The organism is Flavobacterium frigoritolerans, assembly GCF_025847275.1.
Classification (GTDB): Bacteria; Bacteroidota; Bacteroidia; order Flavobacteriales; family Flavobacteriaceae; genus Flavobacterium; species Flavobacterium frigoritolerans.
Genome location: NZ_JAOZEV010000011.1, coordinates 119,886 through 140,466, shown reverse-complemented (window position 1 = coordinate 140,466; position 20,581 = coordinate 119,886). Strand labels below are relative to the sequence as shown.

The following is a 20,581-nucleotide window of genomic DNA, read 5'->3' as shown; positions in this document are numbered from 1 at the left end:
TATTCCTTATCCAGGATATTCTCCTCCTCCATCGTTATTATCACCCCTAGATCCTTTTTCTCTTTCATTTTTAGGTTTATTGAATCTGTAAGTAAATGAAAGATTAAACTGTCGCTTGCGAAATTGCATTTCTCCATATGAAGTTTGATTCTCAAAATAAGTATATGACTTCATTATTCTTGAGTTAAAAATGTCACTTATATTAAATGCTACTGTTGCTTTGTCTTTAAGAATGTCTTTGCTAAAAGCTGTATTCATACCAAACATAGCTAAGCTTTTACCTTGAGCCGTTTTTTGTTCTCCATTGTACATTCCTGTTAACTGCCAATCGATTTTATATGGTAAAGTTAATTTTGAATTGATTCTCGCATACCAAGAATTTGCTTTGTTATCAAGATTTTGTGTAACAACAACATCATTTTCATCTATATAACTGTGCTCACCCGTAGTTTGTACGTTGTAAAGATTAAAGTTACTGTTTATTCTCCACCATTTAAATGGTGTATAATTAAGCGTAAATTCGAAACCAAATTTTTGCTCTTTTCCTAAGTTAATAGGTTTACTCAAAATAACTGGGATTCCGTTTTCAAATCTACCTGTTGGAGATCGCACAAAAGAAAACACATCTTTTGTATCTTCAAAATAAGCTGAAGTATTAAAAGTAACTTTATCCCAACGCTTAATATATCCGATATCATATTTATCTGTTAGTGACGGATCTAAATCGGGATTCCCTTGAAAAATATTGATATTACTTGAGTAATTTGACGCTGGGTTCATAAAACGTCCTCTTGGTCTTGATAAACGCTTGCTGTAACTAGCTGTAAAGTTACTTTGATCTGATATTTCATAACTAACAAATGCACTTGGAAACAAGTTATTGTATTTTTTAGTATTGAATTCTTTTGTATCTAATAAATTAACCTGAATATCAGTATCTTCCCAACGCAATCCTAAAAGGTATGAAAATTTAGTGTTCTTAATTTTAGCCCCAAATTGTGTGTAAAATGCATTTATGTTTTCTTTATATTCTAAAGTATTTGATAAACTATTTATTCTATCACCTACCCCATCTAAAACAAAATATTCATTATTTAGATCTCCGAAACTTCCTTTATAACCAGCTTCAAACCTACTTCCTTCACTTATTGGGAGCACATAGTCTGCTTGCAATAGTACTTGCTTTTGAACCTGATTGTTTAATGTATTATTCTTTCCCTGAGTTCCTGTAATTATACTATTATTATCATCGGTATTTCGTGAAATCGATGCATCTACAGTAAGTTTATGCCCTTTATCATTGAAGTTTTTTATCAAATTTGATGTGTACTCTACATTTTCACTAGCTGCAACACCATCATTCAAACGGTATGTTGCTTTTGTAAAATTACGATTAGCATCAAATTCATTATAATTGATTAAATCTATGTCGTCTCCTGAATTCTTCTGGTAATTTATAGCATTTGTCCAGAATGTTGTTGGATTAATTACCCATTCTACTCCTGCTCTTCCGTTAAAATTTTTTCTAATTCGTTCAGTATCTCTAGTTTCATCTAAAAAACTTTTAGGAGTCCCGTCAGGATTAAAATATTGTGAATTAGTTAAACCTCCTCCTTCATTTGTTCTGTAGTTATATCCAGCTGTAGTGAAATAGTTTAGTTTTTCGGTTTTATAATTTGCATTTGCACTTACTCCATACGTTTCTGGAATTCCTGTTGATGCGATAAAAGTTCCGTTAAGTCCTTGATTTTTTCCTTTTTTAAGAATAATATTTATTAATCCCGAACCTCCTTCGGCATCATAACGTGCTGATGGATTTGTTATTACCTCAACTTTATCTATTGCGTCGGCTGGGATTTGTCGTAATGCTTCGGCAACATTTATAGCATTTGATGGTCTTCCGTCAATTAAAATTCGAATATTATCACTTCCTCTTAAACTTACATTCCCTTCTGTATCAACAGAAACTGAAGGTACATTGTCTAGAACATCACTCACCGTTCCGCCCTTTACAATCATATCCTGACCTACGTTATATACTTTTTTGTCCAGTTTAATTTCGACTGTAGATTTTTCTGCACGAACTACAACTTCGTTAAGCTGATTTGCATCTTCTGATAAAGCAAATTCACCTAAATTGATGTTCTCTGTAATTTCTTTTTGTTTGATTTCGATTACCTTAAATGAAATAAACTCAATTTTAATATCATAAACACCTGGTGCAGCGTCTACACTAAATTCTCCTTTATTATTGGTAATTCCTCCTGCAAGTGCTTTGGGATTTTTGGTATTTATCAAAGTAATTGTAGCATACTCAAGTGGTTGATTTGTTGTTTTTTCGACAATTTCACCAGTAACTTTTACTTTTGGTCTTTGTGATTCAGGTTGCTGGGCAAAACTGAGCATACTTGTAAAAAGGGATACAAGCATGATGATTAATTGATTTTTTTTCATTTTTTTGGGAGTTTCTATTTGGCATTTAGACTGCAAATGTAACTGTAGGTTTAAAACGAAAAATCACAAAAAATTGTTAACAACCTTCTTTATAATGTTTCTAAAAAAGGTCTTACCTGTTCTAAATCTCTTCCTATAATAGCTTTTCCATCTTTAACAACAATTGGTCTTTCAATTAAAATAGGATTATCAACCATTGCCTGTATAATTTCGGCATCAGTCATTGTTTTATTTTTGAAATTATCTGTCCAGATTTTTTCTTTAGTTCTAACTAATTCTATTGGTTTTAAATTTAATTTTTGAAGCAATTCTGTCAATGCATCAAATGAAGGAGTATCGGTAAGATAAGGGATTATCTCAAAGTCTTGTTTTGTGTTTTCGATAAAAGCCAGACAATTTCTTGATTTTCCGCAACGTGGGTTGTGATATATTTGTATCATTTTTATTTTTTTAAAGAAGTTAAGCTATTTGAAATAAAAAAAGGTAAATTAGTGCAAGCAAAAATAAGATTTATGCAATAAATCGAAGTACTATTTTAAATTTAAATACATGTTTCTAGAACAAGGAATTAAAAACGAAAACAAATTTTGGAAATATTTACTAGGTTCTGTTTTTATAATAACAGCATCATTTGTTGGGCAAATTCCGCTTACGCTTGCCATACTATATCAAACTATTGTTAATAAAACTCCATATCCAACTAGTGAAACTGGTATAATGGAAATGTTTGAATCTAACGTAACCTTGTTCCTTATCTTGATTTCGTTTGTATTTGCTTTGGCAGGAATTTACTTTGTAGTACGTTATATACATCATCAGACTGTTTTATCGGTTACTACATCCAGACCAAAAGTAGATTGGAACCGCATCTTGTTTTCATTTGCACTTTGGGGAGCTTTTACAGCTGTAATAACTGTTTTATTTTATTATCTAAACCCCGAAGATTTTGTCATTAATTTTAAACCTATTCCGTTTGCCATTTTATTTATAATTGCTACTCTTTTAATTCCTATTCAAACCACCACCGAAGAATATGTTTTTCGTGGTTATTTAATGCAGGGATTTGCAAATTTGGCTAAAAATAAATGGTTTCCGTTACTAATGACTTCTATTGTATTTGGAGTAATGCATATTTTTAATCCTGAAGTTTCTAAGATGGGATATATCATTATGGTATATTATATCGGTACAGGATTATTTTTAGGAATTATTACTTTAATGGATGAAGGCATAGAACTGGCACTTGGTTTTCATGCTGCTAATAATTTAGTGGGGGCGCTATTGGTTACCTCCGATTGGTCAGTATTCCAAACACATGCTATTTTTAAAGACATTTCTGATCCCTCAGCTAGCATTGATGTTATTTTACCTGTACTCATCATTTATCCTATCATGCTGCTTATTTTTAGCAAAAAATACAACTGGACAAATTGGAAAGAAAAATTAACTGGTGAAATCGTTATTAAAAACTAAGTCCGAAACAATTAAACTATAACCAAACTCAAATGTCAAAAATAACATATAAAAACGTCCACAATTTCTTCAAATTAAATGGAGATCATTTTAATGGGGAAGACTTGTCTAAAATAGCCTATAGCTTCGTAAAAGAAGGAGAAGCTTACGAAAGAGCTATTGGGGAATTTATTCTGGATTGGTTTGATAATAAATCCTATATCGAGATAACAACTTCAGGTACTACTGGAGCTCCAAAGGTAATTCAGCTACAAAAGCAAGCCATGATTGAGTCGGCTCTTGCAACGGGTGATTTCTTTGATTTACATCCTGGAAATAAAGCATTACATTGTTTACCTACCCAATATATTGCTGGAAAAATGATGATTGTAAGGAGTCTAATTCTAGGATTGGATGTTGATTTTGTTGCGCCCAGCCTTCATCCTCTCACAAACAACACTACCAAATATGATTTTGTAGCGATGGTTCCTTTACAGGTTCAAAACTCATTACCTGAGCTTAAAAATGTAAAAAAACTTATTGTAGGTGGTGCTGCAATGGATGCTACGCTTATAAAAAGTGTATCCAAATTAAAAACAAAAGTGTACGAAACTTACGGTATGACCGAAACTATTACGCATATTGCCGCTAAGCAAGTTGGCGAAAAAGCGTTTACGGTTTTACCTCATGTACAGATATCACAAGATGATAGAAATTGTCTCGTCATAAATGCACCAACAATTTCTAGCGAAACAATTGTTACCAATGATATTGTAGAGTTGGTAAACGACCATCAGTTTGTTTTTTTAGGAAGAATTGATAACGTGATTAATAGTGGCGGAATAAAATTAATTCCTGAACAGATTGAAGAAAAACTTTCTGGGAAAATAAATGCCCGCTATTTTGTAATTGGTGTTCCTGATACTGCTCTTGGTGAAAAATTAGTTTTGGTTATCGAAGGTGAAAAACATCCTATTGATAACGTAATCTTTGACAATCTGGATAAATATCAAAAACCGAAAGAGGTTATTTTTGTTCCTAAATTTAAAGAAACCGAAAACGGAAAAATCATTCGCAAGAAAAGTTATCTGTATAATTTGTAATCCAAGAATCAATTAATAAAAATCAAATTTTAGTTTAACCATATAAGTTATACAAGAAAATATAAGTTTTAAAAACTTAAATGGACTTACATGACTTATATGGTTTTCTTTTACAATACAGATTAGCTTTTAACTTTTTACATTTCACTTTTACACAAAACAAATACCTACAAGGTTAAAATATCTAGCTGAGGTTAATAATTAAGCGTCAATCCGAATCCCCAACCCATATCACTATCATAATGTGTAGAAATTCCGGAGTTCTTAGTCAAAATATATTTTAAACCTCCCATATATTCTTTATCTGTATTTACCATAAAAGCCATTCGTATTCTTGGCGAAATCGGAATGTCTTCTCGGGATAATTGCATCCTGAATTTTCCATCTGTAAAAACTTCGGCTTGAGCGATAACCAACCAAGGTAATGTATAATCGGCACCAATACTCAGTACTGATCGGTTGTCTTTCGTATTCTTTTGTCCGAAAACATTCTTCTCGACCTCATCATGTCCAAATTTTCTATAACGCCAATCAAATCCTATAAAGGGCATGAACCATTGATTCTTGCCAATATATCGCCCTATATGTGTTTCGGTTTCATATCCATGCATATTGTTATATCCTAACCTCCACTCGGTACCAAAACTCCAACGTGCATTTTGCACCATCGCTCTACCATCATTCCCATTGGTTGCAAAATCATTCTCTGCCATAACGTGGCTCATATTACTTTCTTTTTGCAATTGTCTATATGCCCATTCTTTATCTGGCAGTAACGGATTTGGTGCTGAATTTTCATAACTAAAAACACGATTCATCCCTGCCATCATATGATATAAAATGTGGCAATGAAAAAACCAATCTCCATCGGCATTTGCACTAAACTCTATTGTATCAGTTTCCATTGGCATAATATCCAATACATTTTTTAATGGCGAATATTCACCTTGTCCGTTTAATACTCTAAAGTCATGCCCGTGTAAATGCATCGGGTGGCGCATCATCGAATTATTGTACAATACGATTCGTAACGTTTCTCCTTTTTTAATCAAAATCTTATCCGACTCCGATAATACTTTATTATCCATACTCCACAAATACCGATTCATGTTTCCTGTTAACTCAAAGCGTAATTCTCTAACTGGTGCATCTTTCGGCAATGTTGTTACCGTTGGAGATTTAAGCATGCTGTAATTTAGTGTTACAATATCTGTAGAACTAGCTTCCGTCTTATGATTTGAATGATCCATTTTTTCTCCATCGACCATTTTCATTGGTTCTTCGGGAGTATGTTTCATTTCTTTAGATCCACTTCCTGTTATCTCGGGATACATTACGGCATTCATGTCCATCTTTTGTAAACTCATCCCCATTCCCATTTCGTTCATGGTTCCGTCCATATTCATCATGCCGTTCATCATTTTCATTCCTTCGAAATAATCGAGTTTTGGCAAAGGACTTGTCAATTGTTTTATTCCTTTTCCTAAATAAATCGAAGTCGATTTGGTTCGATCTTCTGGTGTTGCCAAAAACTCAAATGCAGTATCATCAGCAGGAATTGTTACCACAACGTCATAGGTTTCGGATACGCCAATAATAAGTCGGTCTACCTCAACAGGAACTACGTCATTTCCATCATTGGCTACAACCGTAATTTTTCCTCCTGCGTAAGTTAACCAGAAATAAGACGAAGCTCCTCCGTTAGAAATTCTCAACCGTACTTTATCTCCCGCCTTAAATAGTTGGGAAAATTCATTTTCTTTTTTTCCGTTAATTAAAAATGCATCATAATACACATCACTTACATCCATTGCCATCATACGTTTCCATTCGTTGTTGACTTTGGTTTTAAAATGACCTGCTTTTATGGCTTCGGTATAACTTTGGGTTGTTCCTTTTTTAATCGCAAACCAATCCGAAGCATTATGCAACATTCTATGCACATTATCCGGATTATAATCTGTCCATTCGCTTAGCATAACAGGAATTGTAGGCAAATCATCAATTCCTTTTCTAAACTCAGGGTCATCCGTTTTCTTCTTCATTATCAAAGAGCCATACATTCCGATTTGCTCTTGCATTCCGCTATGGCTATGATACCAATGTGTTCCGTTTTGGATAACTGGAAATTTATACACATGTGTTTCTCCTGGTTTTATTGGCATTTGTGTAAGGAAAGGAACGCCATCTTCCTGATTAGGCAAAAAGATTCCGTGCCAATGCAAAGATGTACCTTCTTTTAACTGATTATGCACATGGATTTCTGCAATATCTCCTTCAGTAAAAGTGAGTGTTGGCATCGGGATTTGTCCATTAACAGCAATAGCTCTTTTGGGTTTTCCTGTAAAATTTACCAACGTATCTTTTACATATAAATCATACCTCACAATTTTTTGTGCGGTTGTGCTTATCGCAAAAAGCAATAGTATAAGTATCGGATAAATTTTCATCTTTTAGTTTTAAAGTTTTAAACTTCTTAATCGCAATGCATTCACAATAACGGATACAGAACTAAAACTCATTGCCAAAGCAGCAATCATAGGAGAAAGCAATATTCCGAAGAACGGATATAAAACTCCCGCAGCAACAGGCACGCCTAAGACATTATATATAAAAGCAAAGAATAAATTTTGTTTGATGTTGCTCATTACTGCGTGACTCAGATTTTTTGCTTTTACGATGCCTTGCAAATCTCCTTTTACCAAAGTTATCTTGGCGCTTTCTATCGCAACATCTGTTCCTGTTCCCATTGCAATCCCGATATCCGATTGTGCCAGAGCTGGCGCATCGTTTATTCCATCGCCCGCCATAGCAACAATTTTTCCTTCGGCTTGTAATTTCTCAATTACTTTTAATTTGTCTTCTGGTAAACAACCTGCTTGAAAAGAGGTTAAATGCAATTCGTCGGCAACCGCTTTTGCTGTATTTATATTATCTCCCGTAAGCATTATTACTTCAACTCCTTGACGCATTAATTCTTTTATAGCTGCTGCACTCGTCGCTTTTATAGCATCGGTTATCGTTACAAATCCTACTACATTTTTATTTACTGCGATGTACGAAACTGTTTTCCCTAGTTTTTGTTCGGTAATAATTTTTTCTTCAATTGCTCCAGAAACAATTGCTCCTACTTGGTCCATTAATTTTTTATTCCCTAATGCAACTTTTTTATCAATAGCAGTTCCAATAACTCCTTTCCCAGCGATGTTCTCAAAATCATCGACTTTTATCAAAGAAACATTTTTAGCTTTTGCAAATTTCACTACGGCTTCTGCCAAAGGGTGTTCGCTATATTGATTTAAAGATGCTATATATTGTAACAATTCGTCCTCTGAGTATTGTAGTGCAACAATTTTCTCCACCGAAGGTTTGCCTTCAGTAATTGTTCCCGTTTTATCAGTAATCAGAACATTTACTTTATTCATGTTCTCTAAAGCTTCTGCATTTTTTATCAGAATCCCGGATTGTGCGCCTTTTCCAACTCCTACCATTACCGACATTGGCGTGGCCAAACCTAATGCACACGGACAAGCAATTATTAATACTGCAATCGCATTAATAAATCCGTAAACCATTGCTGGCTCTGGTCCAAATTTTGCCCAAATGAAGAAAGTAAATATCGAAATAACAACAACAATTGGTACAAAATATTTAGCAATACTATCGGCTAATTTCTGGATTGGTGCTCTGGAGCGACTTGCATTATTTACCATTTGTATAATTTGCGAAAGCAAGGTTTCCGAACCTACTTTCTCGGCAATCATAACAAATGATTTATTTCCGTTTATAGTTCCTGAAGACACTACATCGCCTACTTTTTTATCTACAGGAATTGGCTCCCCAGTAATCATAGACTCGTCTATCGTACTTTCGCCATCGGTAATTTTTCCATCTACAGGAATTTTATCTCCGGGTTTTACTCGTAATAAATCTCCTTTTTTAATATCATGAATAGCAATTACTTTATCTACCCCGTCAATTACCAGCGTGGCTTCTGTTGGAGCTAATTTTAGTAATTCTTTTATTGCTCCGCTAGTCTGACTATGTGCTCTTGCTTCTAGCAATTGCCCTAATAAAACCAATGTAATAATTACTGTTGCTGCTTCAAAATAAAGGTGAATTGTTCCGTGTCCTGATTTAAATTCTTCTGGAAATATATCTGGGAAAAACATTCCTACTATACTAAACAAAAATGCCATCCCTGTACCAATCGCGATGAGGGTAAACATATTTAAATTCCAAGTTACGATAGATTTCCATCCGCGAACAAAAAACATCCAACCTGCATAAAAAATTACCGGAAGCGAAAAAAGCAATTGCACCCAATTCCATTTCCCAACATCCATTATTTTTAGTAAGGGATTATCATGTACCATTTCTATCATCGCAATAAAGAAGATAGGAACCGTAAAGAGTATTGCAATTTTCATTTTTCGCAATAACTCTTTATACACCTTGTTCTCTTCTGTATCGGTTGGTTCCATTGGCACTAGATCCATTCCACAAATTGGGCATGAACCTGGTCCATTGGTTATAACTTCTGAGTGCATCGGGCAAGTATATTGCTGTACTTGGATAGCTGCTGGTTCTTGTATTAAGTCCATTCCGCATACAGGGCAATCTCCTGCTTTATCATACATTTTATCACCCTCACAATGCATCGGACAATAGTATTTACCTCCTGCATGATTATGTGGCACGGCTACTTTTTTATGATCATGTTTATGTCCATCTGTACTACAGCAAGATTTTTCCACTGGTTTTTCGTGCGATGGAACCTGAACTGCTGCAGCTATTGGCTCTTGTACCAAATGCATCCCACATACAGGACAATCTCCTGCTTTATCATACATTTTATCGCCCTCACAATGCATCGGGCAATAATATTTACCTCCTGTATGATTATGCAGTTCCGTTTCTTTTTTATCTTCATGATTATGTCCATCGGTACTACAACATGATTTCTCTGTTGGTTTTTCGTGTCCATGATTCATAGCCATTTCAATAGTGTACTTTCCAACCGCAGTTAATGCTGCTTGCAGTTGCTCCGTCGGAATATGTTTTTCCATCGTAATCGTTGCTAATGGAGGATCCAAAGTAACACTTGCCTGAATTCCTTCAAGGCTATTTAATGTTTTTTCTACTTTAGTACGACATCCATCGCAAGTCATTCCCGTGATTGTATAAGTATGAGTCATTGCTATATATTTTTAAAAAATTATTTTAACAAAGTTCTAAAATAATGCCTCTATAGGCTTGTACAATTTTGGTTATGATTTATAAGATTTACAAATCCTCTATTTGTTTTCGCTTCTTGTCTTTCAACTGTTTATAATAACTTGGAGAAAACCCTGTTACTTTTTTAAATTGATTACTCAAATGTGCCACACTACTATATTGGAGCTGAAATGCAATTTCGCTTAAGCTTAACTCGTCGTATATAAGCAGTTCTTTTACCTTTTCTATTTTCTGGGAGATAAAATATTTTTCAATAGTTGTCCCTTCTACTTCCGTAAAAAGATTACTTAACGAATTGTAGTCGTGTTGTAAATTTGTCGATAAATAATGAGATAAATTGGTACTGAGGTCATTGTTTTTATAATGAACCAACTCGATAATCAAGGTTTTTGCTTTCTCGATAATTTTGCTTTTTTTATCATCTATAAGTTCAAAACCCAAAGAATTCAAGACTTCTACCAAATCTTCTTTTAAAGAATCAATTGTTGCTTCTTGAATTTCTACTTCTCCTAGTTCAACTGCAACAGGATGAAGTCCGAGTTTTTCCAACTCTGATTTCACGACCATTTTGCAGCGGCTGCAAACCATGTTTTTAATGTATAACTTCATTATTTGATAGTTTCTACAGTACTACCACAGCTCAGCATTTTCGATCCATAATATGGATTTTTTATTGCGCTTTCTTTACTCAACCAGTTGGCTCCTTTGCCATTATTTGCCATTGGGCAAAACTGATAATATGTTGGTGTTTCTTCTTTTGAAACTTTTAATAATGCATATACGTTTTTAGATAATGTCCCAAAATAGTCTCTTTGGTGTGTTGCATCTTTACTACCAGCAATATGTTCTGCATCATCTTTTAAGCTTTTTAAAACTTTCATCCAAACCATATGAACATCCGTTGGTAAACTTTCCATTTTCACTCCATTAATAGCAGTTACTAATGTTTTGGCTTTTGCCGAAGCTGTAGCCCCATCGGTTTTAACCAATGCATCTTTGATTCCGAAATAAACCTCAAAAACTGGGTTTAAAGCATTCTCTTTTAGATCAACATCCGAAGAAGTCATATTGTGGTTTGAATGCATCTCATGATTCATTTTCTCAGCAGGAACCATTGCCGTTTTTTTGTTATTTCGCTCATATTGGCAACATTCAGGTAGTTTTGCATAAGCATCATTTGGCGCTAAAAATTCATTGCTGTCATATCCTGCTAGCGCGATACGCTTTAAGATCTCCTCTTTATTTGTTTTGACTGCATCATAAGTAAGCGTTGCCATTTTAGTGTTTTCACTCCAATCTACTTCGGCAATGTTTTTTAAATTTCCTGCTTTCTCAATTGTTTTTTTACACATCTCGCAGTTACCAAATATTTTTACTGTTTCGGTTTTTGCATTTTTTATTTTTGCATCACATGCTGTGAATGATAGCAATGCAACGACTGCTACCAATAAAGTTTTTATTGATTTCATTTTTATATGATTTATGTATCCAGAATTCGTAAACTCTTATACGTTATTTAATATTGATTTTTTTTGAATATCTAAAGTTAACATTTTCTAGTAGACGCACTTATGGCTATCACAGAAAACTTTTAGCTTATCTTTGGTGGAGACCAAATCGTATAAAAGCCTGAAGATAAATTGGCTGTATGAAGATAAAAAGATTCTTCTTTATTCGAAAAATTAAAACATTTTAATGTGATTTCATTCCATTTTTCGGAAGTAAGCATTGAAATAACTGTAACACAACGGCAATTGGAATGATTGCATTTATCACCACAACCATCTTTACCCTTTTTATTTGAATTTGAACCACAACAATCATCAGTTGATTTTGTTTGTGATTTTTCGGTTGCATGTTTCTTTTTTTCAGATTTCATACTACACGCTCCCGCCTGCATTGGTATCAAAAAGAGACCTAACAAGAAAACAAAGAAGAATATGTGCGTTTTTGAAATCATCTAAAATTTTGAAATTCAAAGATACAACATATTTTTTTTAATGGTAAAATTATGTGGTTGCTGTGAAAATGGAACTTAAATGAATGGAACGCGAATCCGCGTCATCCGCGTTCCATTTTTTTAGACAATACAAGATAAACACAAAACAATTAGTAAAGATTAGTGCAATTAGTAACTAACAAAAATCACACTTCAATCGTGATAACATCTTTAAGCTTTGTAGAGAATTTTGGAGATAATCTATCCTGTTTCATTTTCCATTGTCGCCCTAATGATTGTACTCCAAATTTAATTTTGTTATCTCCATAACTCAAATTCATTTTATCGATAACACTCATCAATGGCTGATGCTTTGGATTGGAAGTATTAAACAAATTAAGTTGCGTTTCATCATTTGGCGTTAAGCCCATAACAACAACTCCTGCTCTTTTATATGAATATCCAGCTTTATAAATCTCCTTTAATCCTTTTTGAGCTGCTTGATTTAACTCGATTGTTGAGTTCGTTGGAAAATCTGTATTTATAGTAATACTACGGGAATATTGTGATTGATCGTTTGCCAAATAATTCGTCTGGATAAAAACAGTTACCATATTACAATGACAGTTCTGTCTTCTCAATTTCTCAGCACACGAAGCTGTAAAAGTGCTTACTCGTTCTGAAATTTCATCGTAAGTTGCATATTTAGTTTCGAATGAACGGGTGGTTGCAATCATTTTTTTACTTCGAGGCCCTTCTAAATCAAGTGTTGGTTTTCCTTCTAAATCATGTTTTAGTCGAAGTCCAACCACTGCCATTTCTTTGCGTACCCAAGCATCTGATAATTGCGTAAATTGATATGCTGTCAAGATATTTTTTTGTTTCAGACGTTTGGCATGCTTTCTACCTATTCCCCAAACATCTTCAATTTTTGTCCACTTTAAGGCTTTGATTCTTTTCTCGTCCGTATCTATCGTGTAAACATTTTGAGTTCGTTCAGAAAATTTTCTGGCGATTTTATTGGCCACTTTTGCCAAAGCTTTCGTTGGAGCAAATCCAATACTCACAGGAATTCCAGTACCTTTTGTAATCTTTTTTCGTATGTCGAGTCCTAATTCATTCAAATCAAATAATTCAAAACCTGTAAATTTCAAGAAAGCTTCATCAATACTATATAATTCGATATCGGGAGTATAGGTTCTAAGCATATTCATTACCCGATTACTCATATCTCCGTACAGAGCATAATTAGAAGAATACACATAAATATTCTTTTCTTTAAACAGTGCTTCAAATTTAAATGCTGGTGCTCCCATCGGAACTCCTGCCAATTTAGCTTCATCAGAACGCGCAATAACACAACCATCATTATTAGAAAGGATAACAACAGGTTTTCCTATCAAATGTGGCTCAAATACCCTTTGGCAAGAGGCATAAAAATTATTACAATCGACTAAAGCAAACATCTTATATTATTTGAGATTATGTTTATCTATAAACTTGTGTTTTTCCTTGTGTTGAGACGCACTGCGGTGCACCTCTACGATTCCTAGATTGCTGAGATTTCTTTTTTTTAGCTCTAATTAAAAAGATTTTATCGAATGAACCACAATCCCCCAAATTAAAAGTTCATTTTCTGATGTAACTTTTATAGGTTCATAATCTTCGTTTTCGGCAATAAGCCAAACAGTATCTTTTTCTATTTTAATACGTTTCACTGTAAATTTACCATCGACTTGACAAACTGCAATTTTGTTATTTTGAGGTTCCAGACTTTTATCTATAATCAACAAATCGCCATCATTTATTCCAACATCTTTCATAGAATGCCCTTTTACTTTGGCAAAAAAAGTAGTGTCTTTATTTTTAATAAATTCTTTGTTGAGATCTATTGTTAACTCGATAAAATCATCGGCAGGAGATGGAAATCCCGCGCTAATTCCTACATCAAAAAAAGGAATTTCTAATTTTGATGAGTAATCCGGAATGTAAAATTCTAGGGGTGTATCGTCGTTATTTAAACTTCGTAATTTCATAGTTTTACAAAATTACGGAAGTTATATTTTCGCTGTTACTATTTAACACTAAATAGTTATCAACGGGTACGTTCTTTAATTATTTGGAGATATTTTCTTGCTTAATCTTCTTCTGAATTTATGATACGTATTATGGTATTTATTATGACTTGGGTATTTACGGTATGAGGTAAGATTATTAAATACCAAAGCTACTATAAGCAATATTAAGACTCCTGTTAATACTGGCGATATAACGTACCAATATCCTAAGTCTTTTAGCTGGCTAGAACCTGTAACTGCAATAAGTGCCGTTGCTCCTCCTGGCGGATGCAATGTTTTGGTTACTTGCATACAAACAATAGAAAGTGATACCGCTAATGGTGCTGTAATCCAGACAATATCTGGTGCTAATAGTTGCACTGTAACACCTATAAATGCTGAAATAACATGACCTCCTACAAGGTTACGGGGTTGTGAAAACGGACTTCGAACTTCTCCATAAACCAAAACACTCGAAGCTCCAAACGAACCAATTAAGTACACTAAATCGGATCCTGTAAAATGTTGGGTTTGTGTATAAGCGATTATTCCGATCCCCACAAACGAACCTAAGAAAGACCAAAATATCTCTTTGGAATTGACTAAAGTTTCTTTATAAAGTATGTATCTTGTTTTGCGGTAGCCTCTTTTTATTTTGGTAACACCCCCCATAAATTATTTTATTTTGATATGCTTGGTAAAAATGTATAAACAGTATGTGGATAAATCATTTTTGCCGTGTACTTAGAAATCAAGCAAACGACTAATATTGGTAAAAATAATGTATAATCATTCGTTAGTCCACAAACCAGAAAAATTGCTGTAAATGGCGCATGAATACTAGCACTTAAAACGGCTGCCATACCAATTACCATAAAATTTAATGGAATTACCTGTGCATTAAAAAAGGTATTTAAAACTGATGCTAACAGTAATCCTAAAAAAGCTCCTATAAAAAGACTTGGTGCAAAAACACCGCCATCGCCACCAGAAGCTAATGTTATAGAGGTTACAATAGGTTTTAAAAGTAAAATTCCGATAAATGTAAAAGTTAATGTAAGCGTTAACGGAATAGCCGAATTGCTAAAAATTCCATTTATAGCATGATATCCTTCTCCATAAAGTTGCGGAAATACAAATAGAGAAACGCTCAATACTATCGAACCCAAAATGATTTTATAATAATGTGTTTCTATCTTTGAGAACTGACCTTTAAAAAACAATACGCAACGGGTTAAATAAACCGAGTTGATTCCTGCCAAAATACCTAAAAGTATAAAATACGGAATCGCTTTTAAATGCCAAGTTGTAATTGTTACTGCAAATAATGGTCCTTCATTTAAAATCGTAATTAATCCGAAAGCTATAGAAACTGCAATTAAATTTGAAATTATAAATGCACGTGTTACTTTTCTTGAAATTACTTCGATTGCAAATAAAATTCCCGCAATCGGACTACTAAATAATGCTGTAACTCCCGCTGCAACTCCTGCGCAAATTAATTCGGTTTTGTACTGACGAAAAACATTTTCTTTTTGTTGTGCTACTGAACCAATAGTTGCTGTTGCTACAACTGTAGAAACTTCGATTCCTGTTGATCCTCCAAAAATAACCGTTAATAAACCATTAATAAAGTGCGATGGAATTTTATAATTAGGTAAATTTTTAGACTTCGATTGTGTACTTTCAAAAACTTCTTTGATTCCTTTATTTTCTTTTTTCTTGAATAAATACTGACGCAGAAAATAAATTATCGAAAGCCCAAAAACGGGGAAAACAACATAAAAAATTGGATTTACTGTAGCTTGATGAAAAAATATTTCTTCGTAATACTCTGTTATTTTCTTGAGAGAAATCCCTAAAAATGCCGAGAGAAAACCAATTAAAACAGAGACAATAACTAATTTTCGAAGTTTAATAAATTGATGATTCTTTTTGATTTTCGCCGTTTTGTTCATCAGAAGGTTGAAGTTTAAACTCACTTTTTATAAGTGGTTTGCAAATTTAGAGAAATAGAACCATAATCATTTTAAATTATAGCAATATTGCATTTTTTTAACAGTAAAGTAAGAAAATTACCTTTCGTAAAATTCTATTGGTAAATCATCTGGATCTGCTATAAAAGTAAATTGTTTGCCTGTAAATTCATCCACTCGAATTGCTTCACAATCGATTTTTTTTGACATCAGAAATGACACTACCTCATCTAAATTTGACACCTCAAAAGCCAAATGACGCATACCAGCTGCTTCTGGTCTGGAAGTTCGTGCTGGTGGATTTGGAAACGAAAACAACTCGACAATATACTCTCCGTTTAAAGCCAAATCAAGTTTGTATGACTGACGCTCTTCGCGGTAAATTTCTCTAATTATAGTTAAACCTAAAATCTCTGTGTAAAATAATTTAGACTTGTCGTAATCACTGCAAATAATAGCAATATGATGAACTTTATTTAATGAAAGCATTAGTTATTATTTTCTGGTTCTTGATTTAATTTTCTAATCACTTTAGCTGGATTTCCAACTGCAAGCGAATTATCAGGAATGTCTTTTGTTACAACCGACCCTGCTCCTATTACGCAACCTTTACCAATAGTTACTCCTGGACATATTACTGAGTTTCCTCCAATCCAACAATCATCTCCTATAGAAATTGGCAACGCATTTTCGAGTGTTTTTCTTAATTCAGCGTCAAGCGGATGTGTAGCCGTATAAATTTGAACATTAGGAGCAAAAAACACATTCGACCCAATATTTACTGGAGCACAATCTAAAACAACGCAGTTTACATTAAAATAAACATTATCACCACAAGTTATATTATATCCGTAATCACAATGAAATGGCGGTTCTATATAAAAACTCTTTCCTGTATTGGGGATTAATTCTTCTAAGATTAGTTTGGCTTTTTTAGTTACGCGGTATTCGGTTACATTTAAACGATGCAATAAATTTTTAGCTTTTCTACGTTCTTTTACTAAAATTGGATCACCTGCTAAATAGTAATCTCCAGCAATCATTTTTTCTTTTTCAGTTTTCATAAATAGTATTACATTTTTTTCTTGGCGATTTTTTCATGAATTTTTAATGTTTCCTGCAAAGCTGCACTTGCGTACCAAGGTATTAATTCGGCTTCAAGCAAATTGGCACTTATTGCCGGATCTGTTGCTACAAGTACTTTTGCCTCATCAATAGTTGCTACATTAAAAACATAAATTCCTCTATAATTTTTATCGTTCTTCATAAAAGGCCCAGCAACAACTAATTTGCCTTCTTTGGCTAATTTGCCAATATTAGCCATATGTCTTTCAAATAATTTTTTGGTTTCTTCTTTTGTAGCCGTTGTATTTGTTCCCGATTTCAGAAGACAGAAAACGTATTTCTTCATTCCGTAATCGTCTGCATTTAGCGATTTTGCTAAATTTTCATCAAACTTAACATCAGTTTCCTGCGAAAATACGATAACATTCATAAATAAAAATACGAGCAATACTATTGATTTTTTCATATAGTTGTTTTATAGCTTAATTAAGCATTTTTTTAAGAATAACGATTTGACCTAAGTGATAAACGTCATGCTGAATGATTCCATGAATATGTTCATAATAGGTATGATTATTATTGACATATATTTTATTTAAATCGGCATCATCGAACTCCTCTAAAAATGAATTCCATAATTCTTGTGATTTTTCCAGACTTTGAAGTGATTGCTCCCAAGCAGCTTCGGATGGATCTAAAATTGGCACAAAGTAATTATGGTCAGGAGTTGTTATTACTTCTCCCTGAACACGTTTTAAAATGTTTCTTCTCCATTGAATAAGATGATTGACAATTTCCCAAATCGTGTTTAAATTAGGATTTATTTTCCTGTAAGCCTGTTCTGCATTTACATCTTTTAAAGTATTTGCTAAAGTGACTTCTAGCCAAGGATTTCCATTATAAATTGACTGATATAGGTTCGAAATTCTTTTATTTTCTGACATAATAAATCGTTTTTTGAAATGCAGAAGCTAAGATACAAATAAGTAATTTACAACTCATCCTCAAAATTCTACAATTGGGTCACATACTATTTTAATGTTAAAATTAACAAAATATATTTGTCTCATCAAAATCAAAAACCATGAAAACCAAGTTTCTAGAATTAGAAAAAAAAGAAATAGGACTAAAAACCAAATCCGTTTTTACTATCTTATTTTTATTAATAAGTTCGGCTATTTTTTCTCAAAACACACTTTCAGGAAAAGTAGTTGATACAAAAGGAAAGCCAATCGCTGGAGCAAACATATATATTGATGGCACTTACGATGGGGCTACAAGTTCAGAAAATGGAGAATTCTCCTTTACAACCGAAACTTCAGGAAATCAAATATTAATAGTAAGTTTTTTAATTTACGAAACGTCAACCACATCTATAGACCCTGCCAATTTTAAAAATCAAACTATAAAGTTAAAGGAAAGTATAAATTCATTAGATGCAGTTATTATTACTGCCGGGACTATGGAATCTGGCGATAAAGCAAGGGTTTCGGTCTTAAAGCCTTTGGATATTGTTACTACTGCTGGATCTGCCGGAAATATTATTGCAGCTTTACAAACCTTGCCTGGAACTCAAAGTGTGGGAGAAGATGGACGTTTATTTGTTCGTGGTGGAGAAGCCAACGAAACGCAAACATTTGTTGATGGCATTAGAGTTTCTCAGCCTTATGGTGCAACGGTTCAGAACTTACCTACCCGTGGTCGTTTCTCTCCTTTTCTATTTAGCGGGATTGCTTTTTCTACAGGAGGTTATTCAGCAGAATATGGTGAAGCTTTATCAAGTGTGTTATTATTGAATACTCAGGATGATCCTGACCAAAATAAAACAGACATCGCTATGATGACTGTAGGATTAGGAATTGGACACACAAAAAAATGGGATAAAAGTTCTTTGAGCGTAAATGTAAGCTACATTAATCTGGCACCTTATCAAGCAGTTGTAAAGCAAGATGTCGATTGGAATCAACCCTATCAATCTATATCTGGAGAAAGTGTGTATCGCTATCATTTTAACAATGGAATCTTAAAACTATATGCTGCTTTTGATACCGAAAAAATCGACCTTAACCAGAAAAATATAAATTTTGAAGATAAAATAAGAGTCAATTTAGTAAATAACAACTTTTACTTAAACACAGTTTATAATGGAACATTTGGTAGCAACTGGCAAATTACTTCGGGATTGAGTTATGGATATAGCAACAATAAAAAGGATATTGATATTGATCATTTAAACGATGATGAAAATGCTGCGCATCTTAAATTAAAATTAAAAAAGAGCCTTTCAAACAGTGTGAAACTATCATTTGGTGCCGATTATTTTATTACTAAATTCAGTGAAGATTTTCAGGATAATTTAGCTCCAACAATTACTAATGGTTACGACTCAAACATTGCAGCCATTTATGCCGAAACAGAGGTTTCTTTTTCTAGCAAACTAGCGGCAAAAGTTGGTCTTAGAGCTTCTAATAATAGTTTACTTGATGAAACAGCATTAGCTCCAAGAATTTCATTGGGATACAAAATAGCAAAAAACAGTCAGTTTTCACTTGCTTATGGTGACTTCACACAAACTCCTGTTGTTGATTATATCAAATATTCAAAATACCATCAATTTGAAAGCGAAAAAGCAGCACATTATATCTTAAATTTTCAATACAATAAAACAGGACGCACTTTTAGAGCCGAAGCCTATTACAAAGATTATAGTAATCTAGTAAAATACAACACACAAAACATTCAATACAACTCCGTTTTTAGCAATAATGGTACTGGTTATGCCAAAGGATTGGATATATTTTGGAGAGATAGCAAATTATATAAAAATCTGGAATATTGGATTTCCTACTCTTATATCGATACTAAAAGAGATTATAAAAATTTCCCAACAAGTGTAACCCCAGATTTTGTTGCCGACCAAAACTTGTCTATTGTAACCAAATATTTCATCACAGATTGGAAATCTCAAATTGGACTAACAAATAGTTTCAGTACAGGAAGACCATACAACAATCCAAATGAAACAAAATTCATGAACGGAAAAACAAAATCATATAATAGTTTAAGTCTTAGCTGGGCTTATTTATTAACCACTCAAAAGATTTTATACTTCTCTGTTTCGAATATTTTAGGCACTCAAAATGTATTTGGTTATGATTATGCCAAATCTCCCGATGCAACCGGAGTGTACAACCGACAAGCCATTACACCTACTGCTGATCGTTTTTTCTTTATTGGCTTCTTCTGGACTATTAGCCAAAATAAAAATGAAAATCAGTTGAAGAATCTTTAGGGGAA

General features: G+C 33.5%; 18 protein-coding genes. 3 read left to right on the top strand and 15 right to left on the bottom strand.

Annotated features, from left to right (window positions below):
- Positions 1-6: 6 nt before the first annotated feature.
- Both OIU80_RS14395 and arsC read right to left on the bottom strand, forming a co-directional pair.
- Complete coding sequence (locus tag OIU80_RS14395) at positions 7-2,454, bottom strand: outer membrane beta-barrel family protein (RefSeq protein ID WP_264287689.1); 2,448 nt, start codon at positions 2,452-2,454, stop codon at positions 7-9.
- Between the two features lie 89 nt (positions 2,455-2,543).
- Entirely contained in the window at positions 2,544-2,894 is a 351-nt protein-coding gene (gene arsC / locus OIU80_RS14390; RefSeq protein ID WP_264287688.1) for an arsenate reductase (glutaredoxin), read from the bottom strand.
- A gap of 109 nt (positions 2,895-3,003) precedes the next feature.
- On the opposite strand from arsC, the gene OIU80_RS14385 reads away from it, so the two are divergent.
- Entirely contained in the window at positions 3,004-3,927 is a 924-nt protein-coding gene (locus tag OIU80_RS14385; RefSeq protein WP_264287687.1) for a CPBP family intramembrane glutamic endopeptidase, read from the top strand.
- A 32-nt stretch (positions 3,928-3,959) separates the two neighbouring features.
- Entirely contained in the window at positions 3,960-5,009 is a 1,050-nt protein-coding gene (locus OIU80_RS14380) for an AMP-binding protein (RefSeq protein ID WP_264287686.1), read from the top strand.
- Positions 5,010-5,203: 194 nt separating this feature from the next.
- Here OIU80_RS14380 and OIU80_RS14375 read toward each other — a convergent pair whose 3' ends face one another.
- The 13 genes from OIU80_RS14375 to OIU80_RS14315 all read right to left on the bottom strand — a co-directional run bounded on the left by OIU80_RS14375 (position 5,204) and on the right by OIU80_RS14315 (position 18,228).
- A complete protein-coding gene (locus tag OIU80_RS14375; protein WP_264287685.1) occupies positions 5,204-7,459 on the bottom strand; it encodes a multicopper oxidase domain-containing protein in 2,256 nt (751 codons plus the stop codon).
- 9 nt (positions 7,460-7,468) lie between these two features.
- A complete protein-coding gene (locus OIU80_RS14370; protein WP_264287684.1) occupies positions 7,469-10,207 on the bottom strand; it encodes a heavy metal translocating P-type ATPase in 2,739 nt (912 codons plus the stop codon).
- A gap of 88 nt (positions 10,208-10,295) precedes the next feature.
- Positions 10,296-10,856, bottom strand: coding sequence for an AraC family transcriptional regulator (locus OIU80_RS14365; protein WP_264287683.1), 561 nt, complete (start codon positions 10,854-10,856; stop codon positions 10,296-10,298).
- Positions 10,856-11,716 (bottom strand): DUF3347 domain-containing protein, encoded by an 861-nt coding sequence (locus OIU80_RS14360; RefSeq protein ID WP_264287682.1) that lies wholly within the window; start codon positions 11,714-11,716, stop codon positions 10,856-10,858. The genes OIU80_RS14365 and OIU80_RS14360 overlap by 1 nt, the downstream gene beginning before the upstream one ends.
- Positions 11,717-11,838: 122 nt before the next feature.
- On the bottom strand, positions 11,839-12,207 hold the full coding sequence (locus OIU80_RS14355) for a hypothetical protein (RefSeq protein ID WP_264287681.1): 369 nt from the start codon (positions 12,205-12,207) through the stop codon (positions 11,839-11,841).
- Positions 12,208-12,392: 185 nt separating this feature from the next.
- Positions 12,393-13,652 carry a Y-family DNA polymerase gene (locus OIU80_RS14350; protein WP_264287680.1) on the bottom strand — a complete coding sequence of 420 codons (1,260 nt, stop codon included), beginning with the start codon at positions 13,650-13,652 and terminating at the stop codon, positions 12,393-12,395.
- Between the two features lie 117 nt (positions 13,653-13,769).
- Complete coding sequence (locus tag OIU80_RS14345; protein WP_264287679.1) at positions 13,770-14,222, bottom strand: LexA family protein; 453 nt, start codon at positions 14,220-14,222, stop codon at positions 13,770-13,772.
- A 75-nt stretch (positions 14,223-14,297) separates the two neighbouring features.
- Positions 14,298-14,915 (bottom strand): HPP family protein, encoded by a 618-nt coding sequence (locus tag OIU80_RS14340; protein ID WP_264287678.1) that lies wholly within the window; start codon positions 14,913-14,915, stop codon positions 14,298-14,300.
- 8 nt (positions 14,916-14,923) lie between these two features.
- A complete protein-coding gene (locus OIU80_RS14335) occupies positions 14,924-16,201 on the bottom strand; it encodes a chloride channel protein (protein WP_264287677.1) in 1,278 nt (425 codons plus the stop codon).
- Between the two features lie 117 nt (positions 16,202-16,318).
- The gene (gene gloA2 / locus OIU80_RS14330) at positions 16,319-16,708 is read right to left on the bottom strand and encodes an SMU1112c/YaeR family gloxylase I-like metalloprotein (RefSeq protein ID WP_264287676.1); all 390 of its coding nucleotides are present in this window, start codon (positions 16,706-16,708) and stop codon (positions 16,319-16,321) included.
- Positions 16,708-17,283 (bottom strand): sugar O-acetyltransferase, encoded by a 576-nt coding sequence (locus OIU80_RS14325; protein WP_264287675.1) that lies wholly within the window; start codon positions 17,281-17,283, stop codon positions 16,708-16,710. The genes gloA2 and OIU80_RS14325 overlap by 1 nt, the downstream gene beginning before the upstream one ends.
- A gap of 8 nt (positions 17,284-17,291) precedes the next feature.
- On the bottom strand, positions 17,292-17,750 hold the full coding sequence (locus OIU80_RS14320; protein ID WP_264287674.1) for a YciI family protein: 459 nt from the start codon (positions 17,748-17,750) through the stop codon (positions 17,292-17,294).
- Between the two features lie 16 nt (positions 17,751-17,766).
- Positions 17,767-18,228: a DinB family protein gene (locus tag OIU80_RS14315; RefSeq protein WP_264287673.1), complete on the bottom strand. Its 462-nt coding sequence runs from the start codon at positions 18,226-18,228 to the stop codon at positions 17,767-17,769.
- A gap of 140 nt (positions 18,229-18,368) precedes the next feature.
- On the opposite strand from OIU80_RS14315, the gene OIU80_RS14310 reads away from it, so the two are divergent.
- Positions 18,369-20,576 carry a TonB-dependent receptor gene (locus OIU80_RS14310; protein ID WP_264287672.1) on the top strand — a complete coding sequence of 736 codons (2,208 nt, stop codon included), beginning with the start codon at positions 18,369-18,371 and terminating at the stop codon, positions 20,574-20,576.
- Positions 20,577-20,581 lie beyond the last annotated feature (5 nt).